27 protein-coding genes are annotated in these 24,401 nt (G+C 64.2%); 18 read left to right on the top strand and 9 right to left on the bottom strand.

Annotated features, from left to right (window positions below):
• Positions 1-8: 8 nt before the first annotated feature.
• Positions 9-473 (bottom strand): nuclear transport factor 2 family protein, encoded by a 465-nt coding sequence (locus QCM77_RS12440; protein WP_279665416.1) that lies wholly within the window; start codon positions 471-473, stop codon positions 9-11.
• A gap of 129 nt (positions 474-602) precedes the next feature.
• Positions 603-1,517, bottom strand: a complete 915-nt coding sequence (locus QCM77_RS12445) for an alpha/beta fold hydrolase (protein WP_279665418.1) — start codon at positions 1,515-1,517, stop codon at positions 603-605.
• A 171-nt stretch (positions 1,518-1,688) separates the two neighbouring features.
• On the opposite strand from QCM77_RS12445, the gene QCM77_RS12450 reads away from it, so the two are divergent.
• From QCM77_RS12450 to QCM77_RS12525, 16 genes are all read left to right on the top strand, one after another.
• Positions 1,689-2,072, top strand: a complete 384-nt coding sequence (locus QCM77_RS12450) for a hypothetical protein (RefSeq protein WP_279665420.1) — start codon at positions 1,689-1,691, stop codon at positions 2,070-2,072.
• A complete protein-coding gene (locus QCM77_RS12455; RefSeq protein WP_279665422.1) occupies positions 2,069-3,151 on the top strand; it encodes a PHA/PHB synthase family protein in 1,083 nt (360 codons plus the stop codon). The genes QCM77_RS12450 and QCM77_RS12455 overlap by 4 nt, the downstream gene beginning before the upstream one ends.
• Positions 3,148-3,741, top strand: coding sequence for a GNAT family N-acetyltransferase (locus tag QCM77_RS12460; RefSeq protein WP_279665424.1), 594 nt, complete (start codon positions 3,148-3,150; stop codon positions 3,739-3,741). The genes QCM77_RS12455 and QCM77_RS12460 overlap by 4 nt, the downstream gene beginning before the upstream one ends.
• Positions 3,742-3,943: 202 nt before the next feature.
• Positions 3,944-4,399, top strand: a complete 456-nt coding sequence (locus QCM77_RS12465; RefSeq protein WP_027568907.1) for a phasin — start codon at positions 3,944-3,946, stop codon at positions 4,397-4,399.
• A gap of 198 nt (positions 4,400-4,597) precedes the next feature.
• Complete coding sequence (locus tag QCM77_RS12470; RefSeq protein WP_279665428.1) at positions 4,598-5,884, top strand: DUF445 domain-containing protein; 1,287 nt, start codon at positions 4,598-4,600, stop codon at positions 5,882-5,884.
• Between the two features lie 202 nt (positions 5,885-6,086).
• Complete coding sequence (locus QCM77_RS12475; protein WP_279665430.1) at positions 6,087-6,857, top strand: esterase/lipase family protein; 771 nt, start codon at positions 6,087-6,089, stop codon at positions 6,855-6,857.
• Between the two features lie 201 nt (positions 6,858-7,058).
• Positions 7,059-7,925 carry a phenylacetic acid degradation operon negative regulatory protein PaaX gene (gene paaX / locus QCM77_RS12480; RefSeq protein ID WP_279665433.1) on the top strand — a complete coding sequence of 289 codons (867 nt, stop codon included), beginning with the start codon at positions 7,059-7,061 and terminating at the stop codon, positions 7,923-7,925.
• Between the two features lie 75 nt (positions 7,926-8,000).
• Positions 8,001-8,993: a 1,2-phenylacetyl-CoA epoxidase subunit PaaA gene (gene paaA, locus QCM77_RS12485; RefSeq protein ID WP_279665436.1), complete on the top strand. Its 993-nt coding sequence runs from the start codon at positions 8,001-8,003 to the stop codon at positions 8,991-8,993.
• 10 nt (positions 8,994-9,003) lie between these two features.
• The gene (gene paaB, locus QCM77_RS12490; protein WP_080136639.1) at positions 9,004-9,291 is read left to right on the top strand and encodes a 1,2-phenylacetyl-CoA epoxidase subunit PaaB; all 288 of its coding nucleotides are present in this window, start codon (positions 9,004-9,006) and stop codon (positions 9,289-9,291) included.
• On the top strand, positions 9,291-10,067 hold the full coding sequence (gene paaC, locus QCM77_RS12495; RefSeq protein ID WP_279665444.1) for a 1,2-phenylacetyl-CoA epoxidase subunit PaaC: 777 nt from the start codon (positions 9,291-9,293) through the stop codon (positions 10,065-10,067). The genes paaB and paaC overlap by 1 nt, the downstream gene beginning before the upstream one ends.
• The gene (gene paaD, locus QCM77_RS12500) at positions 10,061-10,564 is read left to right on the top strand and encodes a 1,2-phenylacetyl-CoA epoxidase subunit PaaD (RefSeq protein ID WP_279683836.1); all 504 of its coding nucleotides are present in this window, start codon (positions 10,061-10,063) and stop codon (positions 10,562-10,564) included. The genes paaC and paaD overlap by 7 nt, the downstream gene beginning before the upstream one ends.
• 2 nt (positions 10,565-10,566) lie before the next feature.
• The gene (gene paaE, locus QCM77_RS12505; RefSeq protein WP_279665448.1) at positions 10,567-11,649 is read left to right on the top strand and encodes a 1,2-phenylacetyl-CoA epoxidase subunit PaaE; all 1,083 of its coding nucleotides are present in this window, start codon (positions 10,567-10,569) and stop codon (positions 11,647-11,649) included.
• A 55-nt stretch (positions 11,650-11,704) separates the two neighbouring features.
• Positions 11,705-12,151 (top strand): hydroxyphenylacetyl-CoA thioesterase PaaI, encoded by a 447-nt coding sequence (gene paaI / locus QCM77_RS12510; RefSeq protein ID WP_279683837.1) that lies wholly within the window; start codon positions 11,705-11,707, stop codon positions 12,149-12,151.
• Between the two features lie 31 nt (positions 12,152-12,182).
• Complete coding sequence (gene paaK, locus QCM77_RS12515; RefSeq protein WP_279665451.1) at positions 12,183-13,514, top strand: phenylacetate--CoA ligase PaaK; 1,332 nt, start codon at positions 12,183-12,185, stop codon at positions 13,512-13,514.
• Between the two features lie 51 nt (positions 13,515-13,565).
• A complete protein-coding gene (locus QCM77_RS12520) occupies positions 13,566-14,570 on the top strand; it encodes a quinone oxidoreductase family protein (protein WP_279665452.1) in 1,005 nt (334 codons plus the stop codon).
• A gap of 2 nt (positions 14,571-14,572) precedes the next feature.
• The gene (locus QCM77_RS12525; RefSeq protein WP_279665454.1) at positions 14,573-15,631 is read left to right on the top strand and encodes a YeeE/YedE family protein; all 1,059 of its coding nucleotides are present in this window, start codon (positions 14,573-14,575) and stop codon (positions 15,629-15,631) included.
• Here QCM77_RS12525 and QCM77_RS12530 read toward each other — a convergent pair.
• The gene (locus QCM77_RS12530) at positions 15,610-16,524 is read right to left on the bottom strand and encodes a DMT family transporter (RefSeq protein ID WP_279683839.1); all 915 of its coding nucleotides are present in this window, start codon (positions 16,522-16,524) and stop codon (positions 15,610-15,612) included. The genes QCM77_RS12525 and QCM77_RS12530 overlap by 22 nt on opposite strands.
• 100 nt (positions 16,525-16,624) lie before the next feature.
• On the opposite strand from QCM77_RS12530, the gene pdxR reads away from it, so the two are divergent.
• Positions 16,625-18,055: a MocR-like pyridoxine biosynthesis transcription factor PdxR gene (gene pdxR / locus QCM77_RS12535; protein WP_279665545.1), complete on the top strand. Its 1,431-nt coding sequence runs from the start codon at positions 16,625-16,627 to the stop codon at positions 18,053-18,055.
• A gap of 111 nt (positions 18,056-18,166) precedes the next feature.
• On the opposite strand, the gene QCM77_RS12540 is transcribed toward pdxR, so the two are convergent.
• The 5 genes from QCM77_RS12540 to QCM77_RS12560 are packed head-to-tail and all read right to left on the bottom strand — an operon-like array spanning position 18,167 to position 22,929.
• The gene (locus tag QCM77_RS12540; RefSeq protein WP_279665458.1) at positions 18,167-19,390 is read right to left on the bottom strand and encodes a bifunctional alpha/beta hydrolase/OsmC family protein; all 1,224 of its coding nucleotides are present in this window, start codon (positions 19,388-19,390) and stop codon (positions 18,167-18,169) included.
• Between the two features lie 25 nt (positions 19,391-19,415).
• Positions 19,416-20,078 (bottom strand): sulfite oxidase-like oxidoreductase, encoded by a 663-nt coding sequence (locus QCM77_RS12545; protein ID WP_279665460.1) that lies wholly within the window; start codon positions 20,076-20,078, stop codon positions 19,416-19,418.
• A gap of 3 nt (positions 20,079-20,081) precedes the next feature.
• Positions 20,082-21,404 carry an MFS transporter gene (locus QCM77_RS12550; RefSeq protein ID WP_279665461.1) on the bottom strand — a complete coding sequence of 441 codons (1,323 nt, stop codon included), beginning with the start codon at positions 21,402-21,404 and terminating at the stop codon, positions 20,082-20,084.
• 33 nt (positions 21,405-21,437) lie between these two features.
• Positions 21,438-22,661 (bottom strand): cytochrome P450, encoded by a 1,224-nt coding sequence (locus QCM77_RS12555; protein ID WP_279665462.1) that lies wholly within the window; start codon positions 22,659-22,661, stop codon positions 21,438-21,440.
• Between the two features lie 58 nt (positions 22,662-22,719).
• A complete protein-coding gene (locus QCM77_RS12560; protein ID WP_007607931.1) occupies positions 22,720-22,929 on the bottom strand; it encodes a ferredoxin in 210 nt (69 codons plus the stop codon).
• A 136-nt stretch (positions 22,930-23,065) separates the two neighbouring features.
• On the opposite strand from QCM77_RS12560, the gene QCM77_RS12565 reads away from it, so the two are divergent.
• Complete coding sequence (locus QCM77_RS12565) at positions 23,066-23,713, top strand: TetR/AcrR family transcriptional regulator (protein WP_279665476.1); 648 nt, start codon at positions 23,066-23,068, stop codon at positions 23,711-23,713.
• Here the strand turns inward: QCM77_RS12565 and QCM77_RS12570 are convergent.
• Entirely contained in the window at positions 23,710-24,348 is a 639-nt protein-coding gene (locus tag QCM77_RS12570; protein ID WP_279665479.1) for an aspartate/glutamate racemase family protein, read from the bottom strand. The two genes, QCM77_RS12565 and QCM77_RS12570, sit on opposite strands and share 4 nt — an antisense overlap.
• Positions 24,349-24,401 lie beyond the last annotated feature (53 nt).

Consider the following 24,401-nt stretch of genomic DNA (forward strand, 5'->3'; position numbering starts at 1 on the left):
TCAATCCGTCAGAACATCGTGTTGTTGTTCGCTGGAGTTTCGGGGATGGCCTGAACGACGTCCCAGTGTTCGACGACCTTGCCGTTCTCCAGCTTGAAGATGTCGACGATCGCGTTGCCTCTGCTGCCGGGCTCGCGAACCGCGTGAACGTGGAGGATGACGTAGTCGCCGTCCACGAAGCTGCGCTTGATCTCGCTGTGCGAGTTCGGGAATTTCTCGCGCAGGAAGCCGATGAACTTTCGGAAGCCGTCCGGACCATCGGCCGCGTTTGGATTGTGCTGGACGTAGCGGTCGCCGATATAGGCGAGGGCTGCATCGGCGTCCTTTTGGTTGAGCCCCTTCTCGTAGAAGGCAAGGACGGTTTTGCGATTGGCTTCCTCTTGCGGGCTACCCGCCTTCGCGGCGCCGCTGGCGAGAGACAGCATGAGAACTGAAGCGGCGGCAATTGCGGCCGACCGGACGATGAGATGCATGTGAGCTCCGAGAGGCCGCAGCCTCTTTCTTGGCGATTGAGGGAGGCCTGTATAGCTTTCGTGCCGGCTTGCGTTAAGAGAGTAACCGGCAGCTCACATGGTCACCGTGAGGAGACCTTCCGCGCCGGTTTACGCCGCCTGCGCCGCCACGCCATGTGCGTGCTTGTCGATGGCGCCGATGATCTCCGGCCAGAAGCGCATCGGCAGCGCGTGGCCCATGCCGTCGATCATCAACAGCTTTGCGCCTGGAATTGACTCTGCCGTATCCCTGCCGCCTTCGGGGCGGACCAGGGGATCGACGGTGCCGTGGATGACCATCGTCGGCGTCTTCACGCGCTGAAGCCGCTCCTTGCGGCTGCCTGAGGCGAGCACCGCACGGAGCTGCCGGCCGACGCCGGCCGGATTGAGCCCGCGCGCGAACACGCGTTCGGCACGGCCGGGATCGAGCGCCTCCTCTTCGGGAAAGGACCCGGCGCGCAAGATATTCCAGGTCTGGCCGTAGCGGACGATGAACTCCTCCTTGCTGCGCGGCGGCGGCGCCATCAGCATCGCGGCGGCCTCGCGCGTCGGCGGCGGTACGCGCGGATTGCCTGTCGTCGACATGATCGAGGTGAGTGAGCGCACGCGCTCGGGAAACGACAGCGTCACCTCCTGTGCGATCATGCCGCCCATGGAGGCGCCGACCAGATGCGCCGACTTGATGCCGAGCGCGTCCATCAGCCCGACCGTGTCCTTGGCCATGTCGATCAGCTTGTAGGTGGCTGCAACGGGAATCCTGAGGAAGCGGAGCTTCAACAGCTCGAGCGGCGTCAGGCGCTTGCCGCCTGTGAGATGGCTCGACTTGCCGATGTCGCGATTGTCGAAGCGGATCACGCGAAAGCCGTGCACGGCGAGCTGCTCGCAGAACGCATCGTCCCAGTGGATCATCTGGGCGCCTAACCCCATGATCAGCAGCAACGGCATGGCATTGTCGTTGCCGAAAATCTCGTAACAGATGTCGATGCCGTTGGCGCGGACGGTTTGCGGCGGCTGATGGGCGTTCACAGGTGCGTTCCCTTGGCTCTTGATCATTGCTGTATCGCACGGTTTCCCCTCGCAATGAAGCCGCGTGTGCGACACCGCACCTGCTGCTTGCCGGTTGACCGGCACCGCGCAACGGTGTGGTATGGCGAAAAAAGGAAGGGCATCGAAGCTCTCGATTTCAGGAGGACGCCGATGACCGACAAGACCAACGACCCCGTTGCCGTGTGGCAGAAGATGGTTGGCGAGATGGAAAAGGGGTTCAACTCCTTCGCCAATCAGGCCATGTCGACGCCCGAGTTTTCGCAAGCCATGAACCGGGCCGGCGGCGTTGCTGCAGGTGCTCAGAAGCAGCTCGGCGAGCTCATGGAGAAATATCTGGTCTCCATGAATCTGCCGAGCCGGGAGCAGGTCACCGGCCTTGCCGAGCGGCTGCAGGCCATCGAGGGCCAGATTGGTGAGATCAAAGCGATGCTGAGCCAGATGGCGGCAGGTTCCGGCTTATCTCAAGGCTCCGATACCGCATTGCGCCCGCCGCGCACCAGGCGCCCGCCATCTGAAGGCGGAGAGCAGACATGAATGCACCCGCCGGATTAGATTTGGCAGGGATCCCGGAGCGCATCCAGTCCGAGGTGCAACGCGCCATCCAGCGCAGCATCAAGGGCGTCGAATATTTCTCGACCTCCGGTCCCACGCTCGGCTCGACGCCGAAGGACGTGCTGCATTCGCGCGGCACGATGAGCCTCTACCATTATCGGCCGATGTCCGACGAGATCTATCGAATTCCGATCTTGATCGTGATGGCGACCACCAACCGCGGTTACATTCTCGACCTCGTGCCCGGCCAGAGTTTCATCGAGTTCCTCTTGAAGCGCGGTTACGACGTCTACATGCTGGACTGGAGCGCGCCACGGCCGGAGGAGAAGAGCCTCCGCATGGAGGACTATGTCCTCGACTTCATCCCGGACTGCATCCGCCGCGTGCAGCAGGATTCCGGCGAACAGGACGTCTCCGTCATCGGCTATTGCTTCGGCGGCGTGCTGTCGCTGCTCTACGGCTCGATCCACAGGGACGGACCGATGAAGAATTTGATCTGCTTCACCACGCCGATCGACTTTCGCGAGATGAAACTGTTCTCGAACTTCTCCGACCGTCGCTATTTCGACGTCGATCGCCTCGTCGACAGCGTCGGCAACGTTCCGCCCGAGATGATCCTCTCCTCGTTCGAGATGCTGCGGCCGGCCTCGCGCACGGTGAGCCAGATCCAGCTCTGGGAAAACATCTGGAACGACGAGTTCGTCAAATCCTACCGGATGTTCGACCGCTGGGCGACCGACACGCTGCCGCTGGCGGGGGAATATTTCCGCACCATCACCAAGGACCTGATGTGGGACAACAAGCTGTTCAACGACACCATGTCGGTCGGCGGTCGCGCGGCGAAGCTCGAAGACATCAAGGTGCCGTTCCTGCATGCGGTCGCCGAGCATGACCACATCGTGCCGTATGAGGCGGCAAAGCATCTGATCGCCAAGATTGGATCCGAGGACAAGGAAGAGGTGATGCTGAAGGGCGGTCACGTCTCGCTCGTCGCCGGCGCCAATGCGGTGAAGCGGCTATGGCCGAAACTGGATTCCTGGCTGGGGAAGAGATCGACATGAGTGAGCAACGTTCCTATCCGCGTCAGGTCAACACGGATGCCGGCGATATCGAGATCCGCCTGATGTCGCCCGCGGACGAAGCCGCGGTGCTCGCCTTCGGCAAGGGCCTGCCGACCCACGACCTGTTGTTCCTGCCGCGCAACATCAGTGAGCCGAAGGTGCTCTCCGCATGGGTCAAGGAGATCGAGCGCGGCGCGATCACGAGCCTGCTCGCGGTCAGGGGCGGCACGGTCGTCGGCTGCGGCACGTTGGTGCGCGACCCGCATTCCTGGTCGCCCCATGTCGGCGAGATCCGGATGGTGGTTTCGCTCGACGTGCGCGGGAAGGGGGTGGGACGGACGCTGTCGCAGGAGACCTTCGCACTCGCGCTCGGCGCCGGCCTCGAAAAGCTCTCGGTCCAGATGACGGTCGATCAGCAGGCGGCGATCACGCTGTTCGAGAGCCTCGGCTTCAGGGCCGAGGCGCTGTTGCGCGATCACGTCCGGGACGTCGACGGCAAGACCCACGACATCGTCGTGCTCGGGCACAACATCGCGCAGGTCCAGGCCCAGATGGAGGCCTACGGGCTGCCGGGTGCCGTCCAGCACTGAGAGCCTTGGACGGGTGCCCGGAACCCGGATGGCTAGGGAGGCACCAAATTGCCTCTCATTAAGGTTGTTCACGGTTTCGTGATATCGCACTGCAATACGAATATTGCATCGCACAATTAACGATGCCATATAAGCCGTGCCCCGGGCCAAAACCGGACGGGGTGAGCCCATAGCTCAACGCAATGAGGATGGAGAGACCCCAATGACCACCGAAACCAATACCGCTTTCGAAGGCTTCAAGGACGCGTTCAAGAACATCCAGAACCTGGAAGTTCCCGAGGCCGCCCGCGAGTTCGTCAAGAAGTCCGCCAATACCGCCAAGGACCGTGCTGCCGAGGTGTTCGCTGGTTCCGAGCGCGTGACCGCCGCCGTCGAGAACGCGGTGACCGAGTCCGTCACCGAGGCCGGCAAGATCAGCCGCAACATCCAGCAGGCGATCTACGAGGACGCCGAGGCGTTCTTCGCGGGCATCGACAAGCTCGCGTCCGCCAAGTCGTTCAGCGAAGCTGTCGAGATCCAGTCCGGCCTGCTCCGCGCCCGCGGCGAAGCGTTCGTCTCGCGCGCCAAGGCGACCACCGACTATTTCGGCAAGCTCGCCGCCAACGGTGCGAAGTCCGCTCAGGACAATTTTGCCAAGGTCTACAACAAGACCGCCTGATCTGGCGCCTGAGCATAGACTGAAATTTGAGGCCCGCTTCGGCGGGCCTTGTTTTTTGCGTTGCCGTCATTGCGAGGAGTTCGCGACAAAATTGCGAAGCAATTTTGCGCTGGAGCGACGAAGCAACCCAGAGTCTTTCCGCGGAGGGATTCTGGATTGCTTCGCTTCGCTCGCGATGACGAGTAGGGTGATTCAGTCATGACTCCACCCGCCACCTTCTCCTTCGATTCCCCAGGCGACGCCGAACGCGCGGCCGAACTTCGTCGCGTCAAAGCGCTGGCGACGCTGGTGCTGGGCTCGACGCTTGTCCTGTTCGTCGTCGCGAAATGGCTGCTGCCCGTGCATCCCGTGTTCGGATTCATCGCGGCCTTCGCGGAAGCCGCGACCATCGGCGGGCTCGCCGACTGGTACGCGGTGGTGGCGCTGTTCAGGCGGCCGCTTGGTTTGCCGATCCCGCACACCGCGATCATCCAGAGCAACCAGGCCCGTATCGCCGACAAGCTCGGCGAATTCATCCAGGTGCATTTCCTCGAGGTTGGTCCCGTTGAGGCCAAGCTGAAGGAGATCGATTTCGGCTCTTTCGTCGCCGACTGGCTGCGCGATCGCAAGCGCAGCGACGACCTCGCGCGCTTTGCGCTGCGCCTGCTGCCGGAGGCCGTCTCCGCGACCGAGAGCTCCGGTCTGATGACCTTCATCATCCGCCGCATGTCCTCGCAGCTCCAGGCCATCGACTTGGCGCCGCTCGCGGCCGGCACGTTGCGCGGTTTCGTCGCGGAAGGGCGGCACCAGATACTGTTCGATGATCTCCTGCGCGTGATTCACGAGACGCTGAATCAGAAAGACACGATGGCAATGATTCGCGAGAAGGTGCGCGCGGAATTGCCGACCTTGCTCAGGCTCTATCGCGCCGACAAGTTTCTGGTGAACAAGATCGTGGCCTCCGCCACCGCCTTCTTCGATGAGGTGCGCGCCGATCCCAAGCACCCGTTCCGCGGCGAGTTCGACCGCATGGTGCTGACCTTCGTCGATCGGCTCGGCACCGACCAGGCCTATATCGACCGCATCGACGGCTTGAAGCGCGATCTGCTCGCGCGTCCCGAGCTCGCCGATCTCGCCCGCACCGTCTGGGCCAACACGCGGTCCTTCATCGAGCGTAGTGCAAGCGGCGAGACGCAGGTGCTGCAGCATCATCTCGCCGGCATGTGTGTCGCGGCAGGCGAAGCGCTCGCCGGCGATGCCGAGCTGCGCGGCGAGATCAACAAGGGCCTGGTCGCGGTGCTGCGCAGTTTCGTCGCAGACCAGAAGAGCGGCGTGTCGACCTTCATCTCCGACCAGGTCAAGTCGTGGGACATGGCGCAGCTGATTTCGCTGATCGAAATCAACATTGGCCGCGACCTGCAATACATCCGCTTCAACGGCTCGCTGATCGGCGGCCTCGCAGGCCTTGCGCTTTACTCCGTAGAATTCCTGCTTCGATTGTTGTGACTTTTGCGTCACGGACGTCAGCATTAACGCGCGGGCCTATTGTGGCCCGGTGTGTCTCCCGCTTGAATGTCGGGAACCCGCTGCCTAGCTGATTCATGTTGCGCTGCGGAACGATCAAGAAGCCGGCGTGTTGGAATCCCATACCCATTTGCCGGCACGCAACCGGCGGCCTTTTCAGCAATTCTTCCCAGGGGGACCATTGATGACCGCTACTGCCCAGACGCTGAGTCCGCCGTCCCGTACACTGATGTTCCTGGAAGGGCGAGCGATCCACGAGTTCGGCGCATTCCTCGGCGCGCTGCCTCTGCTCAGTCTCGCGCCGCGCGGCGATGGGCATCCGGTGCTGGTTCTGCCGGGCCTCGTGGCCTCCGATGCATCCACGCGCGCGTTGCGCACGTTTCTGTCGGGCAAGGGCTATGCGGTGAGCGGCTGGCGCCAGGGCCGCAATTACGGCCTGCGCGAGGGCGTGCAGCATGCGATGGTAGATCTGGTTGAGGAGCTCAGTGACACGCACGGCCGCAAGATCAGCCTGGTCGGCTGGAGCCTCGGCGGTCTCTATGCGCGCCAACTCGCCAAGATGATGCCCGACCGCGTGCGCCAGGTGATCACGCTCGGCAGCCCCTTTGCCGGCGATCCCCATTCGACCAATGCCTGGCGCGTCTACGAATGGGCGAGCGGTCGGAAGTCCGACGAGGTCGATCCGCAGTTCGGCGGCGATCTCGCCGTTGCGCCGCCGGTGCCGACCACGGCGATCTTCAGCCGCACCGACGGCGTCTGCGCCTGGCAGGGCTGCATGGAGAAGACGGGCGCGCAGACCGAGAGCATCGAAATCGAGAGCAGCCATTGCGGCATGGGCCATCACCCGGCTGCGGTCTATGCCGTCGCCGACCGCCTCGCGCAGAAGGACGGCCAGTGGCGGCCCTTCGACCGCAGCGGCTGGCGCAGCGTGGTCTATCCCGATCCGCATCGGTAAGCGGGCCTGCATGGTTCGAGACGCGCGGCTTTGCCGCGCTCCTCACCATGAAGGTTGAGAGCAGGCGAAGCCGCGCGAAGGCGATTAGACCTCGTCCTGAGGAGGCGCGAAACGCCATCTCGAAGGATCGAGCCCGGCTCTCGCTTCCATTGTCGCACCCGTCCATTGTCGCGCCCGCACCAAACGCGCTATGCCTCGCGCATGGCGCATCCGTTGTCCCGCATCACCGATCAGCTCAAGCGCGAGCCGTCGCGCACCGGCTCCATCGTCATCACCGTGTTCGGCGATGCCATCGTGCCGCGTGGTGGCTCGGTATGGCTCGGCACACTGCTGGAATTCTTCGAGAGCCTGGACATCGACAGCGGCGTGGTGCGTACCGCGATGTCGCGGCTTGCCGCCGATGGCTGGCTGACGCGCGAAAAGGTCGGCCGCAACAGTTTTTACCGCTTGGCCGACAAAGGCCGCCAGATATTCGAGGCCGCGACACGTCATATCTACGATCCGCCGCCGTCCGACTGGACCGGGCGCTTCGAGCTGCTTCTGATCGGCAATGGCGAGGATCGCGACGCCTCGCGCGAGGCGCTCCGCAATGCCGGCTTCGGCAGCCCGCTGCCGGGCGTGTGGGTCGCGCCGTCAGGCGTGCCCGTGCCGGACGAGGCCGCGGGCGCCATCCGTCTTGAAGTCTCGGCCGAGGACGACAGTGGCCGCCGGCTGCTCAGTGCGAGCTGGCCGCTGGACCGCACCGCGGATGCTTATCTGAAGTTCATGAAGACGTTCGAGCCGCTGCGCGCCGCGATCGCGCGCGGCAGGGAGCTGTCCGAGGTCGACGCGTTTGCCGCGCGCATCCTCCTGATCCACTATTACCGCCGCGTCGTGCTGCGCGATCCGCTGCTGCCCGAAAGCCTGCTTCCGGCGGACTGGCCGGGCAGGGCCGCCCGCGCGCTGTGCGGCGACATCTATCGCGCGCTGCTTGCTCCATCGGAACAATGGCTTGATGGCCATGGAACCAATGAAAAAGGGCCATTGCCGCCGGCGCGAAAACTCCTGGAAAGGAGATTCGAGGCCTGATCTTTATGTTACAGAAATATCTTGCATGAGATAATTTCTGTTATATATTGCCTCCCAATAAACGGGAGGACGCGCATGTACACCCAGGCGCTGAACACGGCCGAGACCGATGATCGCGGTCTTGAGGACGCGGCCAAGGCTGCGCAGTTCCAGACGCGCATCGATGCCGAGGAGCGCATCGAGCCAAACGACTGGATGCCGGCGGCCTATCGCAAGACTCTCACCCGCCAGATCTCCCAGCACGCTCATTCCGAAATCGTCGGCATGCTGCCCGAAGGCAATTGGATCACGCGCGCGCCGTCCTTGCGCCGCAAGGCCGCGCTGCTCGCCAAGGTGCAGGACGAGTGTGGCCACGGGCTCTATCTCTATGCAGCCGCCGAGACGCTCGGTACTTCGCGCGAAGAGCTGGTCGATGCCATGCTTGCGGGCAAGGCAAAATATTCCTCGATCTTCAACTATCCGACGCTGACCTGGGCCGACATCGGCACCGTCGGCTGGCTGGTCGACGGCGCCGCGATCATGAACCAGATCCCGCTGTGTCGCTGCTCCTACGGTCCCTACGCGCGCGCGATGATCCGCGTCTGCAAGGAGGAGTCGTTCCACCAGCGCCAGGGCTATGAGATCATGCTGACGCTGTGCCGCGGCTCGGACGAGCAGAAGGCGATGGCGCAGGACGCCTTGAACAGGTGGTGGTGGCCGGTGCTGATGATGTTCGGCCCGCCCGATGCCACCAGCCAGCACAGCGACACCTCGACGAAATGGAAGATCAAGCGCTTCTCCAATGACGAGCTGCGCCAGAAATTCGTCGATGCCACCGTGCCGCAGGCGCAATATCTCGGCCTCAGCATTCCCGATCCCGGCATGATTCAGGATGCGGACGGGCACTGGCGTTACAGCGAGATTGACTGGACCGAGTTCAAGCAGGTGCTCGCCGGCAATGGCCCGTGCAACCGCGATCGGCTTGCCGCGCGCCGCAAGGCGCACGACGAGGGCGCCTGGGTGCGCGAGGCGGCCGCGGCCTATGCCGCAAAGCGCGCGCAGCGTCGGATTGCGCAAGCGGCAGAATAAGGAGATCGCGATGGCCACGCCGAACACGCCGCTGTGGGAAGTCTTCATTCGCAGCCGCAACGGGCTCGCGCACAAGCATGTCGGCTCGCTGCATGCGAGCGACGCCACGATGGCCTTGCAGGCCGCCCGCGACATCTATACCCGCCGCGGCGAGGGTCTTTCGATCTGGGTGGTGCCGTCGACCGCGATCACCGCAAGCGACCCCGCCGAGAAGGGCATGATGTTCGAGCCGGCGGAATCGAAGATCTACCGGCATCCGACGTTCTACGAGGTGCCCGACGAAGTGGGGCACATGTGATGCCCGTGGCGAACATCCAGGTCTCGGAGACGCCGCTGGTGCTTTACGCATTGCGCCGCGCCGACGACGCGCTGATCCTCGGGCACAGGCTGTCGGAATGGTGCGGACATGCGCCGATGCTGGAAGAGGACATGGCGCTCTCCAATATCGCGCTCGACCTCCTCGGCCAGGCCCGCGAACTCTATTCTTACGCCGCCAAGGTCGAAGGCAAGGACAACGACGAGGACAGGTTCGCGTATCTGCGCGACGTCAGGCAGTACCGCAATTTGCTGCTGGTCGAACAGCCCAATGGCGATTTTGCCCAGACGCTGGTGCGGCAGTTCTTCTATTCCGCCTTCGCGGACCTCTACTGGCGTGCGATGATGACTTCGCGCGACGCGGCGCTTGCAGCCATTGCCGCCAAGTCGGAGAAGGAGAGCGCCTATCACCTTCGCCATGCCTCGGAGTGGATCATCCGGCTGGGCGACGGCACGGATGAGAGCCATGCCCGCGCGCAGGCCGCGATCGATCATCTCTGGGCTTTTACCGGTGAGATGTTTGCCGTCGATGAAGGCGAACGCGCCCTGATCCATGCCGATATCGCCATCGATCCCGGGAGCTTGCGCGGTCGCTGGCTGACGACGCTCTCGGGTGTCATCAGTGAGGCCACGCTTGAGCTGCCGCAGACCGGATGGATGCAGCAGGGCGGTCGTTCCGGGCGGCACAGCGAGCATCTTGGCCATCTTCTGTCCGAGCTGCAGTCGATGCAGCGCACTTTCCCGGGGCAGACATGGTGACGGTGCTGGAGCGCCATAGCGAACTGCGCCAACGCGCCTGGGACGCCGCAGCGAGTGTGGTTGATCCCGAAATTCCGGTTTTGACCATCGCCGATCTCGGTGTGCTCCGCGATGTCGTTCTCGACGGCGATCACGTCGAGGTCGCGATCACCCCGACCTATTCGGGTTGCCCGGCGATGAACATGATCGCACTGGAAATCGAGGTCGCGCTGGAGCGCGCCGGATTCTGCCGTCCAAAGGTCCGCACTGTGTTGTCGCCGGCCTGGACCACCGACTGGATGAGCGAGGAGGGCCGCCGGAAGCTTCACGCCTACGGCATCGCGCCGCCGCAAGCCTCGAATTCACGCCGGGCGCTGTTCGGCGAGCAGGCCGTTGCGTGCCCGCAATGCAGCTCGGCGGATACCGAGCTGCTGTCCGAATTCGGCTCGACCTCCTGCAAGGCGCTCTGGCGCTGCAGGACCTGCCGCGAACCCTTTGATTATTTCAAGTGTCATTGACCATGTCAGCAGCCGCACCGCGCTTCCATCGCCTGGCCGTCAACGACCTCCGCCGCGAGGCGTCCGACGCCGTATCGCTGACATTTGCCATCCCGACGGAGCTTGCGACCGACTACGCCTTCACGCCGGGCCAATACCTCACGCTCCGCACCATGCTGGATGGCGAGGAGGTGCGCCGCTCCTATTCGATCTGTTCCGGCCCCGACGACGGCGAGATACGCATCGCCGTCAAGAAGGTTGATGGTGGCGCGTTCTCGAGCTGGGCGGCGGACGATTTGAAGTGTGGCGACGAGCTGGACGTGATGACGCCCACCGGACGCTTCGGCGTGGTCCCGCCGGCCGGCGCCGGCCGCATCAATGTCGGCTTTGCCGCGGGCTCCGGCATCACGCCGATCCTGTCGATCGTCAAGGGCACGCTTGCGCGCGAGCCGGACAGCCACTTCTTCCTGTTCTACGGCAATCGCGCGACCGACAACATCATGTTCATCGAGGCGCTTGAAGAGCTTAAGGATCGCTTCATCGATCGCTTCTCGATCTTCCACGTCATCTCCGGCGAGGAACAGGACATTCCGATCCTGCACGGCCGACTCGACGGCGACAAGGTGAGGGTGCTGCTGCGCTCTCTGGTGCCGGCCGCGAGCATCGATCACATCTTCATCTGCGGACCTCTGGGCATGAGCGAAGAGATCGAGGCGACCTGCCGGGGGCTCGGCATCGCGGAAGAGCGTATCCACGTCGAGCGCTTTGTCTCCGAGTTCGGCGGCAAGCCGCGGCCGAAGAAGATCGTTGCGCCTGACGCGCCGCCGAAAGCGATGGCGTCGCTGATCATCGACGGCAAGCGCCGCGACGTGCCGGTCGCCGCGGACGAGGCGATCCTCGATGCCGCGCTGCGCGCCGGCGTCGATCTGCCCTTCGCCTGCAAGGGCGGCATGTGCTCGACCTGCCGTGCCAAACTGGTCGAGGGCGAGGCGCCGATGGACATCAACTACTCGCTGGAACCCTGGGAGCTGAAGGCCGGCTTTGTCCTGACCTGCCAGGCGAAGCCATCGTCGGAGCGGGTCGTGGTCGATTACGACCACGTTTGACAGCTTGGACCAACCAGCGGAACATCATGTGCAAACAATGGGCCGGGAGAAGCGCGTGAACGTCAAAATCCGGTCGCCTGAGGATGTTGCCCGCGCCTGCGCCGATGCGATGTGGGCGGAGGACGAGGCCTCCAAAGGCCTCGGCATGGAGATCGTCGAGATCGGCCCCGGCTTTGCGTCGCTGGCGATGAATGTGCGGCCGGACATGGTCAACGGCCAGCGCATCGCTCATGGCGGCTTCATCTTCACGCTCGCCGATTCCGCCTTCGCCTTCGCCTGCAATTCGCACAACGACCGCGTCGTCGCGGCGCAGGGCCAGATCACCTTCATCAAGCCGGGCAAGCTCGGCGACCGTCTCGTCGCAAAAGCGCGCGAGGTTACGCGCGGCGGCCGCTCCGGCATCTATGACGTGCGCATCACCGCCGGCGATACCGTCATCGCCGAATTCCGCGGACATTCGCGGGTCATTCCCGGCACGTGGCTGCCGGCGCAAGATCAATAAAGAAAAGAACAAACCATGTGGGGAAACGAGGATGGCTCTGACGAAGCTCAAGGAAGGTGGCAACACCTATCGCGCCGAAATGGACGCGCATGAGCGCGCGTCACGTGACGAGATCAAGGCGCTCCAGACGCAGCGGTTGGCCTGGTCGCTGAAGCACGCCTACGACAACGTCGCGCATTATCGCAACGCCTTCGATACGGCCGGTGTGCACCCGTCGGACTTTCGCGAGCTCCCAGATCTCGCGAAATTTCCGTTCACGGTGAAGACGGACCTTCGCGACAACTATCCCTTCAACATGTTTGCCGTGCCCCGTGAAAAGCTGGTGCGCGTGCATGCGTCCTCCGGCACGACTGGCAAGCCGATCGTGGTGGGCTATACGCAACGCGACATCGACACCTGGTCGGACGTGATGGCGCGCTCGATCCGCGCCGCCGGCGGCCGAACCGGGATGATCATCCACAATGCCTATGGCTATGGTCTCTTCACTGGAGGGCTCGGTGTGCACTACGGCGCCGAAAAACTCGGCTGCACCGTGGTGCCGATCTCCGGCGGCATGACCGAGCGGCAGGTGCAGCTCATCAACGATTTCCGGCCCGACATCATCACGGTGACGCCGAGCTACATGCTGGCGATCCTCGACGAGTTCAAGCGCCAGAAGCTCGATCCGCGTCAATGTTCGCTCAAGATCGGCATCTTCGGCGCCGAGCCCTGGACCAATGCGATGCGCGGCGAGATCGAGGCCGCTTTCGACATGGACGCGACCGACATCTACGGTCTCTCCGAGGTGATCGGACCCGGCGTGGCGCAGGAATGTATCGAGTCCAAGGACGGCCTGCACATCTGGGAGGATCATTTCTACCCTGAAATTATCGATCCCGAGTCCGGCGCTGTGCTGCCCGACGGGGAGAAGGGCGAACTGGTCTTTACCTCGCTCACCAAAGAAGCATTTCCGGTGATCCGCTATCGCACCCGCGACCTGACGCGTCTCCTGCCGGGTACGGCGCGGCCGGGCATGCGGCGGATGGAGAAGGTCACGGGTCGTTCCGACGACATGATCATCCTGCGCGGCGTCAATCTGTTCCCGACCCAGATCGAGGAGATTCTGCTCGCCACCGACTGGTGCGGCGGGCATTTCATTCTGGAACTGACCCGCGAAGGACGTATGGACGAGTTGACCATCATTGCCGAGGCGCGGCCGGAGAGTTGGGACGGCCGGGGTCTCCTCGACCATGCGAGCCGGATATCGACCCACATCAAGAACACCATCGGCATCACCGCCAAGGTGCAAGCGGTCGCCCCCGCTACGCTGGAACGCTCGCTTGGCAAGGCCAAGCGCCTCTACGACAAGCGGCCGAAGGATTGACTCGACCGCCCCCAAAGGCGACAAGGCCCGCGAGAGGTCGTGGGTCGTTCGATGTCACCAGCCGATACCAAAGCTGTCGAAGCGCGCTGCGTGCGCCTCAATGCCAAGGCTGAGAACGCCGCCGCGCTTGTACTTGGCGTCGAGCGTCATGCGCTCACGCGTGGTCCGGATGATCTCCTGATCGAGATCAAGGCCGCCGCCGTCAATCCGTCCGACGTCAAGGCCGCGACCGGGCTGATGCCCTATGCCGTCTTCCCGCGCACGCCGGGTCGCGATTACGCCGGCGTGGTGATCGACGGGCCGGCCGGTACGATCGGCCGCGAAGTGTTCGGCTCCTCCGGCGATCTCGGCATCCGCCGCGACGGCACCCACGCCAGCCATCTCGTCGTTGAATCTAACGCGGTGGTAGACAAGCCGAAGTCCGTGTCTTGGGAGGGGGCCGCCGGCATCGGCGTGCCCTTCGTCACCGCCATGGAGGGCTTTCGCCGCGCCGGCATTCCAAGGCCCGGCGAAACGGTGTTGGTGTTCGGCGTCAACGGCAAGGTCGGTCAAGCGGCGGTGCAGATCGCGACCTGGCAGGGCGCGCGCGTCATCGGCGTGGTGCGCAAGGCGGAAGCCTATGAGGGCCATACCAACGCGTCCATCGAGGTGATCGACGCTTCCGCGATCGACGTCGCCACGCGGGTGCGCGAATTGACCGATGGCAAAGGCGCCGACATCGTCTTCAACACGGTCGGCGATCCCTATTTCCAGGCGGCGCACAAGTCGCTCGCACTTCGCGGTCGCCAGATTCTGATCGCCGCGATCGACCGCATCGTGCAGTTCAACATCCTCGAATTCTACCGCGGGCAACACACCTATGTCGGCATCGACACGCTCGGTCTGTCGTCGGCCGCGACAGGTGCTGTGCTGCGCGACCTCGGCCCAGGCTTTGCGAGCGGGCACCTGAAACCGTTCCCGATCAAGGCGAACGCCGTCTATCCGTTGGAGCGCGCAAAGGAGGCCTATGCCGCCGTTGCCGGCTCGTCGCGGGATCGCGTGATCCTGAAACCTTGATCATGGAGTCGTCCACCCAACTCGTCATCCTGGCCGGCCTCGTCATTGGCCTCGTTTACGGCGCCGCCGGGTTGCTCAGCGGCTTCTGCCTGATGAGCAGCATGCGCGGCTGGCTGGCGGAAGGGGACGGGCGGCTGGTACGGACCTATGCGCTGGCGATCGCGGTTGCGATCGCGGCAAGCCAGTTCCTCGCCGGCAGCGGCATGGTCGATCTCGGTAAGTCGATCTACCTGCAACAGTCCTTTTCGGCGCCAGTGCTGTTCCTCGGCGGACTTCTGTTCGGCTACGGCATGGTGCTGTCGAACGGCTGCGGTTCGCGCGCCCTGGTGCTGCTCGGTCGCGGCAATCTCCGCTCCTTCGTCGTGGTGGTCGTGCTCGCCATCGCCGCGCAGATGACGCTCAAGGGCCTGGTCGCGCCGGCGCGCATCGCGCTGGTCCAGGCCTCCCAAACCACGGTCAACGCCAATTCGCTGCCGTCACTGTTGGCGACTTTCGGTCCTGCTGAAGCGGTTTCGCGCGCGCTGGCTGCTGCTGTCATCGTCGTTGCGCTGATCCTGTTTGCCTTCGCACTGCCGGCGTTCCGGCGTTCGCCCGGCCAGATCGCAGCCGGTGTCATCGTCGGTCTTCTCGTCGCCGCTGGCTGGTTCGTCACCGGCTATCTCGGCGCCGATGACTTCAACCCAGTCCCGGTGACCTCGCTCACCTTCGTCGCGCCGATCGCGGACAGTCTACAATACGCCATGCTCTCGACCGGCCTGACGCTGAATTTCGGCATTGCGACAGTTGCCGGCGTCTTCGCTGGCAGTCTGGTCACCGCGCTTGCCACGGGCCGTTTCCATCTCGAAGGCTATTCCTCGCCACGCCACATGCTGCGATCCGCGGGTGGCGCCGCGCTGATGGGCATCGGCGGCGTGATGGCGTTCGGCTGTTCGATCGGGCAGGGGCTCACCGGCGTCTCGACCCTCGCGCTGGGCTCGTTCGTTGCTGTCGCCGGCATCCTGCTCGGCACGACGGCGGGCCTGCGCGGGGCACTGCGCGTTCAGCCGCTCGCGGTGGCCTGACTGCGTAGCAGCCGGTCGCCCAACGTCGCGAGGCCGATGCCGGCGACGATCAATCCGGCCGCGATGGCAAGGCTCATGTCGATCGGCTCACCCAGCAGGATCGCCGCACTGGCAATACCGACGAGTGGCGTCCCAGTGGTGCCGAGCGAGGTCGTCAGGGCCGAGATGCTCTTGTTGACCATCGACATTGCCCAATAGGCCAGCACTGTCCCGATCAAGCCGGAATACAGGAACAGCAGGACAAGCTTCCACGACCATTCTGCGTGCGGCAGACCATCCGTGACTACCGCCGATCCTGTCAGCACGATGGTCGCCACAAGCACCTGCCAGATCAGCAACTGGAGCGGGGACGCGATCCAGCGATGCGCGCGGATATAGATGATGTTCGCAGCCCAGGAGATCGCGGCCAGGATGACCATGCCGGCGCCGAGCACGACGTTGGTGTTGGTCCAGTCGATGGATTCCGGGTTCAGGATCACGGCAAGGCCGACCAGCCCGAGCAGGGCGCCGGCGAGTTTTGGCGCGGTCAGCGTATCTTTCCCGAGCAGAGGCGCGGCGATCGCGACCCAGAGTGGCGTGGTGTAGCCGAGCACGATGGCCTTGCTCGCGGGCAGGAAGCGCACACCGGCCGCAACCAGGACCGAGAACACCGTCATGTGCAGCAGCGCGACGCTCAGGACCACAGGAATGTCGCGCCGCTCCGGGATCACCAGATTGTTGCTCAGTCCGAGGATCACGAACAATCCAGCCAGCGCGATCCAGCTCCGGATCGCTGAAGTCCACAGTGGCGGAAGGAACTGGACCAGTTGCTTCGTCACCGACCAGTTCACGCCCCAGGCCAGCACGACGATGAGGAACAGGCCGACAGCCGCGCGAGGTGAGAGGGAGTTCATCGCAAAATCCTTGAAGCAGTCCAGTCCGGCGGATAGCATTTCGATTGGCACCTGAAAAAGTGCCAGATCGGAAAGGAATAAGGTGCCAGTTCCGGAAAGCATGGTCTCCGCCCTGATCGACCTGAAGCGCGCCGACGAGGAGGGGCTGGTGGCTCAACTGACGAGCCAGCTCCGAAGCTTGATCGCGACCGGCCGTCTCGGCAAAGGCCGCACGCTGCCGTCGAGCCGCCGGCTTGCGAGTGATCTCGGCGTATCGCGCAACACCGTCACCTATGCGTTCGAGCAACTCGCCGCCGAGGGATATCTCGAGGCCTCGCATGGCCGCCGTCCGATGGTCACGGTCGACGGCGGCGAGCGCGTCGAAGAGGCGGGCGCCGTCGTATCTCGCCTGCGCCCTGGCAAGCCGCGGCTTTCACCCTGGGCTTCGAGCCTCACGCAGACCGACTGGCCGATGTCTTATCAGGCGCGACTGAGACCCTTGCGTCCCGGACACGGCGATTTCAGGGAGTTTCCGAACGAGGTCTGGGCGCGCTGCCTGCGCCGCAGCGCTGTGCGCGCGGCCAGGCGCGAGCTCGGACCGGTCAACCGGACGCGCCTGCGCGAGGCGCTGGCGCATTATCTCGCGACCAGCAGGGGCGTGCGCGCGACGGCGGATCAGATCCTGATTCTGCCGAGCGCACAGGCTGCGCTGACCTTGATTGCGGCTGCCGTCATCACGCCCGGCGACGACGTCTGGGTGGAGGATCCCGGCTATCCCGGCGCCGCGGCGGCCTTCCACGCGTCCGGTGCGCGCGTGATCGGGATGAGGTTGGACGAGCAGGGCATGCAGCGAATTCCGGGGCTGACGGCCCCAAAATTGATCTTCATGACGCCATCGCACCAGCACCCGACCGGCCGTCTGATGTCGCTCTCGCGCCGCACGGAATTTCTTGGCCTGAGCAGGCCCGGCAAGACCTGGATCGTGGAGGACGATTACGACGGCGAATTCCACTATGACAGCCGGCCGGTGCCGGCCCTGCAGGGGCTCGATGCCCATGGCCGCGTGTTCTATGTCGGCACGTTCTCGAAGGCGATGACCTCGGACATCCGGATCGGCTATCTCGTCGTGCCGCCGGCACTGGTCAACACCTTGGAGATCGCGCAGCGGCACATCGGGCTGATCGCCGCGAGCCACATCCAGGAAGCGCTGGCCGAGTTCATTGCCGACGGGCATTTCCTGGCGCATCTGCGCCGGATGCGCCGGATCTATCACGCCCGCCGCGATCACCTCGTCGAGGGACTGGAGCGTCATCTCGGCGAGGTTCTCTCGGTCGAAGCGCCTCCGGGCGGCATCCAGCTCGTCGCCCGCCTCAAGCGCGGTCGCGCCGATCAGGCAGCGGTCAAACGGCTGGTCGCCGCAGGGGTTGAAACGCGGGCTTTGTCCAGCCTTGCGCTCGGCCGTCCCTGCGATCACGGTCTGCTGCTCGGCTTCGCGGCCTGGCGCGAAAGCGAGATCACCGCGGCGGTGCGGACGATGGCGTCGTGCTTCTAGCGCGAGCGCGCTAAAGCATGATCCGGAAAAGTGCGAAGCGGTTTTCCGAAAAGATCATGCTCAAACAACAACCTAAAGCGCGATGATGATTCATCCTCATCTCATCGCGCTTTAGTCCACGGCCTTCGTCACGATGCGGATTTCCGAGGTCAGCGTTCGGTGCACCGGGCACTTGTCAGCGATCTCCATCAGTTTCTTGCGCTGCTCGGGATCGAGCGCGCCGTCCATCGCGATGTCGCGCTCGATCTGGTCGAGCATGCCATCGCGCGTCTCGCACTCCGCGCAGTCTTTTGCGTAGATCTTGGAATGTTTCAGCGTGACGGTGACACGATCGAGCGGCAGCGACTTGCGGTCGGCATAGAGGCGCATGGTCATGGAGGTGCAGGCACCTAAACCGGCGAGCAGGAAATCATAGGGGCCCGGGCCCGCATCCTCGCCTCCGGCCGCGACCGGCTCGTCCGCCACCAGATGGTGCGGGCCGACCGCAATGATCTGGTTGAACTTGCTCTTGCGGGTCTCCTGCACCACGACCTGGCGCGGCGCCTCGGGGAGATCCATCGCCTTCGCGGGTTTGGCTGTGTCGATGTACCGGCTCGCCCAGGCGGCGATCACGTCGGCTGCGTAGAGGGCGTCGGCCGGCTTGGTCAGGAGATGATCGGCATGATCGAGCGAGACGAAGCTCTTGGGATGCCTGGCCGAGACGAAGAGCTTCGTCGCGTTGTCGATGCCGACGGTATCGTCGACCGGAGAATGCATGAACAACAGCGCCTTGTGCAGGCCGGTGACGTCCTTCATCAGCTCGTGCTCGGCGATGTCGTCGAGGAATTCGCGCTTGATCCGGAACGGGCGCCCCGCGAGCGAGACTTCGACCTCACCTTGTGTACGGATATCGTCGATATGTTCTTTGAACAGACCGGTGACGTGGGCGGGATCGGATGGTGCCGCGATGGTCGCAACCGCCCTGGCTTCCGGGATTTGTCCGGCTGCCGCGAGGATCGCGGCGCCACCGAGGCTGTGACCGATCAGGATCGACGGTGCCTTGCGTGCGGCGCGCAGATGATCGGCCGCGCGCACGAGATCGGCGACGTTGGAGGAGAACGTCGAATTGGCGAAATCCCCCTCGCTGGAGCCGAGCCCGGTGAAGTCGAAGCGCAGCACCGCGATGCCCTTGGCGGCGAGCGCAACCGAGATCCGCTTGGCGGCCAGCGTGTCCTTGCCGCAGGTGAAGCAATGCGCGAACAGCGCGAAGGCCGCGGGCTCGCCGTCGGGTAGCTCCAGCGCGGCCGAAAGTTGATGGCCGCCTTCGCCGGTGAATTGAAAGCGTTCCGTCGGCATGGGCTCCCCCCGTCCTTGCTTGAACCTAATCGCCCGAATAGCGCTGCTCGGCCCAGGGATCGCCGCGGTTATGGTAGCCGCGGGCTTCCCAGAAGCCCGGCGCATCCTCGGTCAGGAATTCGATGGCCTGGAGCCATTTGGCGCTCTTCCAGAAATACAGATGCGGCACGACCAGCCGCACCGGGCCGCCATGCTCGTCCGACAGCGGCTGGCCCGACCAGCTATGGGCCAGCAGGGCGTCCTCGGCGGCAAAATCTTCCAGCGCGAGGTTTGTGGTGTAGCCGTCATGGGAATGCAGCACCACGAAGCGCGCATCCTCGCGCGGCTGGCAGGCAGCGAGCAGCTCGCGGGTCGCGAGACCTTCCCACTGGTTGTCGTAGCGCGACCAGGTCGTGACGCAGTGGATGTCTGAGGTGAACTGCGCCTGCTTCTGCGCGATGAACTCGGCAAAGGTCCAGAACACGGGGGTCTCGACCGCACCATAGACATCGAGCCGCCAGCGCTCGCGCGAAACCGGCGGCACGACCCCGAGATCGAGCACCGGCCAATCCTTGGTGAGGTGCTGGCCGGGCGGCAGCCGCTGGTCTTCAGGACGCGTGATCCGGCCCGTCAGGAAACGGCCTTCGCGCGCCCATTTCTCCTTGGTGCGCGTCAGCTTGCTGTCCGGCGGCTCGTTGTTCTCGACCATGAGCTACTCGTGGCGATGCATCGCGGAGGCGTGCTTGGTGTCGCGCATGGTGGAATAGATGATGAGCGACAGGCAGATGACGCCGGCGAGATAGTAGTAGAACCACTCCTCATGCCCGATGCTCTTGAAATAGAGCGCGATCGCCGGCGCCGTGCCGCCGAAGATCGAGACCGTGATCGCATAGGGCAGGCCGACACCGAGGGCACGGACATTGGTCGGGAACAGCTCGGCCTTCACCACGGCGTTGATCGAGGTGTAACCGGCGACGAACAGCCAGGCAGCGCAGATCAGGATGAACGCGATGAAGGGCGACTTGGTCTCCTTCAGCGTCATCAGGAGCGGCACGGTTGCGAGCGTGCCGGCGATGCCGAAGAAGATCAGCAGCGGCTTGCGGCCGATCCTGTCGGAGATGGCGCCATAGATCGGCTGCAGGATGGTCGCGAAAATCAGCGTGCCGAAGATCACGAAAGTGGTCTGGTCCTCGGTCAGTCCGACCGAAAGCTTGACGAAGGTCTGCATGTAGGTGGTGAAGGTGTAGAAGGCCGCGGTGCCGCCAGCGGTCAGGCCGACCACCAGCAACAGCTCCCGCGGATATTTCAGCAGGTTCGTGATCGAGCCGGTCGGCTTGACCACCTTCCTGGCTTCCTCGAAGGCCTCAGTCTCGTGCAGGCCGCGCCGCATCACCGCAGCGAAGATCGCGAGCATGGCCCCGATCGCAAACGGGATGCGCCAGCCCCAGGCCCTCAGTTCCTCCGGCGTGAGGAAGACCTTTTGCAGGAGCAGCAGCACGATGATTGCGGTGAGCTGGCCGCCGATCAGCGTGACGTACTGAAAGCTGGAATAGAACCCGCGATGCTTGGGATCGGCGACCTCGCTGAGATAGGTCGCGCTGGCGCCGTACTCGCCGCCGAGGCTCAGGCCCTCGATCATGCGGGCGAGCGCCAGGATCACCGGCGCGGCTAAGCCGATCGTGGCGTAGGTCGGCGTCAACGCGATGATCAGCGAGCCGAAGCACATGAAGACGACCGACAGCGTCAGCGAGATTCGCCGCCCGTAATGATCGGCGATATAGCCGAACAGCCAGCCGCCCAGCGGGCGCATCAGGAAGGTCGCCGCGAACACGACGGCGACGTTCAATTGCTGCACGACGGGATCGCTGCCGGGAAAGAAGGCAGGAGCGAAATAGAGCGCGAACGCCGTATAGGCGTAGAAATCATACCATTCGACGAGGTTGCCGATCGAGCCGATGAAGATCGCCTTGATCCGCCGCTGGGCGTCGGCGACATCAAAATGCTCGGAGGCCGGTTTGATTGCTTGCTCTGTCACGTCCGGCCTCTCGCTCCGCTGGTTTTGGGAGGCCTACATCGCCTTTCCGAGCAGAAATGGCAACTGGCGGGGGCCTCTGACGGTTCCCTGTGACCAGGTCACCGTGCCTGCCGGATCGAGGGCGAAGTCCGGAATCCGCTTCAGCCATTCCTCCAGCGCAACCTGCATTTCCATCCGCGCCAGATTGGAACCGACGCAGCGGTGGATGCCGAGGCCGAAGGCGGCGTGGCGGTTCTCGCGCCGGTCGATCACGACCTTGTCGGCGTCCGGAAACATCTTCGGGTCGCGGTTGGCGGCCGGGAAGGACAACAGCACCATGTTGCCCGGCTTCACCGGGCAGCCCGAGATCACGGTCTCCCCGACCACCTCGCGTGCCATCGTCACCGGTGAATAGGCGCGTAGCAGTTCCTCCACGGCGGTCGGGATCAGCCCGGGCTCGGCGATCAGCCGCTCGCGGTCGGCCGGCGTCCTGGCGAGATGCCAGAGCGACGAGCCGATCGCGCTCCAGGTTGTGTCGATCCCGGCGATCAGCAGCAGCCGCAGCGAGCCCAGCACATGCGTATCCTCGAGCGGATTGCCTTCCTTGTCCCTGGCGTTCATCAAGTAGGAGATCAGGTCGTCAGTCGGCTTGTTCTTGCGCGTCTCGATATGGCCGCTGAAATAGGCGCTCATCTCGTGCACGGCCTGGAGCAGCATGGTCTCGTCCTTGATGCCGAGCTCCAGGATCATGTGGATCCATTTGACGAAGAGGTCGCTGTCACTTTCGGGAATGCCGAGCATGTGGGCGATCGCTCGCACCGGGATGTGCTTGGTGTAGCACGCTGCCGCGTCCACTTGGCCCTCGGCGATGAAATCGTCGATCAGCTCGTTGCAAATGGCGCGCACCCGCGGCTCGAGCTTCTTCATCGCGTCCGGCGTGAACGGCGGCAGCAGCAGTTGCTTGGCCGGCTTGTGCACGGGCGGATCGGAGGTGATCGGCGGGGCCGCGTTCCTGCTGGTGATTTCCGGCCGGACGTCGCGGACGATAATGCGACGCGAGGAGAAATGCTCGCTGTCGTTGGCGATCTCGCGTACGGCGTCATAGGTCGTCGGCATGTAACAGCCGAGAAAACGTTCGGTGTGCACGACCGGGCCTGCGGCGCGCAACTGATCCCAGATCGGGAAGGGATCTTCCGTCCATTGCGGATCGGTGTGATCGAAATCGTTGACCCAGTCGGTGACGGGCGGATGGGCGACAGGCGGGCTGACGTCGGACATATCAGGGAATCCCTTGGGGCTCGTGTTCGCGGAAGGCACGCGGGCGGCAGCGGTTGCGCTACTCCTCGATCACGTCGATTGCGATTTCCGGACAATTGGATTTGGCAAGCCAGGCCTTGTCTTCGAGGCCGGGCGGGACGGTGCCGTCGCCGGCTTCGTGGGCGTTGCCGTATTCGTCCAGCTCGAACAGCTCCGGCGCCAGCGCCTTGCAGCGCGCGTGGCCCTGGCATTTGTCGGGATCGACGTGAACCCTCAGTCGCTCTGTCATGGCGGCCTCCTCGGTCGTGTGCGCTCGGACCCGAAGGCGGCGCGCGTTCCCCATCCGAGTTTTTATTCAAGTTATAGGCTATTACATTCGCGGCAGGCTTCCCCTGTCAAGCGCAAACTTATAGGCTCCGCGCAACATGCGTTCACAAGTTGCCCGCAAGCCTGAGAACACCTACCACCATGGCGATCTCCGCGACGCCTTGATCAAGGCTGCGCTGCGCGAGGCGGAGCAGGGTGGGACCGAGGCGATCAGCATCAAGGCGCTTGCAAAGCAGCTGGGCGTCTCGCAGCCGGCGCCCTACCGTCATTTTGCCGACCGCGAGGCGCTGCTTGCGGCAGTGACGGCGGAGGCGTTCCGGCAGCTCAGCGCGATCTTGCGGGCAGCGATGGCGAAGTCGTCGAAACAGTCGAAACTATCGCGGCTGGCGCGGGCGACGCTCGATTTCGGTCTGCACCGCAACGGCATCTACCGCTTGATGTTCGCTTCGCGCACTGTGTCCTGCGCGTCCAAGGGCAGCGAGTTGCACGCGGCCACGCACGAGATATTTGCGCTTGTGATGGAAGCTCTGGAAGCACCTGCGGTCGGTTATCTGCGCGAGCGGCACGCGCTCAAGATCTGGGCGGCGCTGCACGGCGTGGTGATGCTGGCCGAGCAGGGCCTGTTTACCGGTGAGGCGGCGCATGCCACGCGCGAGGAGCTGGTGGAGGATTTTGTCAGCGAAACGAAGGCCGCGCTTGCGGCGGCGATCAAGGGCGCGCGGCGCCGGAAAAAGGCTGGCGCTTAAGCCTTCGCCGCCAACAGCTTCATCAGCTTTTCGACGGCGCTGTCAGGCGTGGTCACGACAGGGCGGCCGGTAGCCTCCGCCACGAGAGGCGCCGTCGCCGCGATGCTGAACTGCGCGAGCGCGACGACGTCGCAATCGCGCAAATCACGTGAGGCTTCCACGATCAGCCGGTCATGCGTAGCGCGGTCGTCGCGGTCGAGCGCGGCCAGCGCGCCTTCGGCAAGTTTCGGCACGATTTTAACGGAGGCCGGAAATTCCGGCGGCATCGAGGCCAGCGTCGGCGGGAAGGTCGAGAGCAGGCCGATGCGCTGGCCCATCGTCACCGCCCGTTCGATCATGGCTTCGTTCGGCTTGAGCACCGGCATCGGCGCATGCGCGCGCGCAACCGCCTCGATGCAGGGACCGAAGGCGGAGCAAGTGAACAGGATCGCGTTCGCTCCCGTCGCCGCGGCGTAGTCGCCGAGCGCAATAAAGCGCTCGGTCATGGCATCGTTGAGCTTGCCGTCACCCGCCAGATCTGCCGACAGGCTGTCGTCGAGCAGGTTCATCAGCCGCGCCTCTGGCCACGCCTTCGCGAACGCTGCCTCGATCGGTGCGATGGAGTGCTTGAGGGCGTGGATCAGGGCGATGCGCATGGGTGTCTCTTCTCCCTCGCCCCGTTCTTACGGGGAGAGGGATTGGGGTGAGG

The sequence above is a fragment of the Bradyrhizobium nivariense genome (genome assembly GCF_029846695.2).
Classification (GTDB): domain Bacteria; phylum Pseudomonadota; class Alphaproteobacteria; order Rhizobiales; family Xanthobacteraceae; genus Bradyrhizobium.

Excerpts from the sequence above, each read along its gene's own strand:
- paaD (WP_279683836.1), top strand. The coding sequence starts at position 10,061 with ATGGTGACGGTGCTGGAGCGCCATAGCGAACTGCGCCAACGCGCCTGG.
- QCM77_RS12560 (WP_007607931.1), bottom strand. The coding sequence starts at position 22,929 with ATGACAGAGCGACTGAGGGTTCACGTCGATCCCGACAAATGCCAGGGC.
- QCM77_RS12475 (WP_279665430.1), top strand. The coding sequence starts at position 6,087 with ATGACCGCTACTGCCCAGACGCTGAGTCCGCCGTCCCGTACACTGATG.
- pdxR (WP_279665545.1), top strand. The coding sequence starts at position 16,625 with ATGGTCTCCGCCCTGATCGACCTGAAGCGCGCCGACGAGGAGGGGCTG.
- paaE (WP_279665448.1), top strand. The coding sequence starts at position 10,567 with ATGTCAGCAGCCGCACCGCGCTTCCATCGCCTGGCCGTCAACGACCTC.
- QCM77_RS12455 (WP_279665422.1), top strand. The coding sequence starts at position 2,069 with ATGAATGCACCCGCCGGATTAGATTTGGCAGGGATCCCGGAGCGCATC.
- QCM77_RS12520 (WP_279665452.1), top strand. The coding sequence starts at position 13,566 with ATGTCACCAGCCGATACCAAAGCTGTCGAAGCGCGCTGCGTGCGCCTC.
- QCM77_RS12530 (WP_279683839.1), bottom strand. The coding sequence starts at position 16,524 with ATGAACTCCCTCTCACCTCGCGCGGCTGTCGGCCTGTTCCTCATCGTC.
- QCM77_RS12465 (WP_027568907.1), top strand. The coding sequence starts at position 3,944 with ATGACCACCGAAACCAATACCGCTTTCGAAGGCTTCAAGGACGCGTTC.
- paaK (WP_279665451.1), top strand. The coding sequence starts at position 12,183 with ATGGCTCTGACGAAGCTCAAGGAAGGTGGCAACACCTATCGCGCCGAA.
- paaC (WP_279665444.1), top strand. The coding sequence starts at position 9,291 with ATGCCCGTGGCGAACATCCAGGTCTCGGAGACGCCGCTGGTGCTTTAC.
- QCM77_RS12525 (WP_279665454.1), top strand. The coding sequence starts at position 14,573 with ATGGAGTCGTCCACCCAACTCGTCATCCTGGCCGGCCTCGTCATTGGC.
- QCM77_RS12570 (WP_279665479.1), bottom strand. The coding sequence starts at position 24,348 with ATGCGCATCGCCCTGATCCACGCCCTCAAGCACTCCATCGCACCGATC.
- QCM77_RS12440 (WP_279665416.1), bottom strand. The coding sequence starts at position 473 with ATGCATCTCATCGTCCGGTCGGCCGCAATTGCCGCCGCTTCAGTTCTC.
- QCM77_RS12545 (WP_279665460.1), bottom strand. The coding sequence starts at position 20,078 with ATGGTCGAGAACAACGAGCCGCCGGACAGCAAGCTGACGCGCACCAAG.
- QCM77_RS12460 (WP_279665424.1), top strand. The coding sequence starts at position 3,148 with ATGAGTGAGCAACGTTCCTATCCGCGTCAGGTCAACACGGATGCCGGC.
- QCM77_RS12555 (WP_279665462.1), bottom strand. The coding sequence starts at position 22,661 with ATGTCCGACGTCAGCCCGCCTGTCGCCCATCCGCCCGTCACCGACTGG.
- QCM77_RS12540 (WP_279665458.1), bottom strand. The coding sequence starts at position 19,390 with ATGCCGACGGAACGCTTTCAATTCACCGGCGAAGGCGGCCATCAACTT.
- QCM77_RS12450 (WP_279665420.1), top strand. The coding sequence starts at position 1,689 with ATGACCGACAAGACCAACGACCCCGTTGCCGTGTGGCAGAAGATGGTT.
- paaB (WP_080136639.1), top strand. The coding sequence starts at position 9,004 with ATGGCCACGCCGAACACGCCGCTGTGGGAAGTCTTCATTCGCAGCCGC.
- QCM77_RS12470 (WP_279665428.1), top strand. The coding sequence starts at position 4,598 with ATGACTCCACCCGCCACCTTCTCCTTCGATTCCCCAGGCGACGCCGAA.
- QCM77_RS12565 (WP_279665476.1), top strand. The coding sequence starts at position 23,066 with ATGCGTTCACAAGTTGCCCGCAAGCCTGAGAACACCTACCACCATGGC.
- paaX (WP_279665433.1), top strand. The coding sequence starts at position 7,059 with ATGGCGCATCCGTTGTCCCGCATCACCGATCAGCTCAAGCGCGAGCCG.
- paaA (WP_279665436.1), top strand. The coding sequence starts at position 8,001 with ATGTACACCCAGGCGCTGAACACGGCCGAGACCGATGATCGCGGTCTT.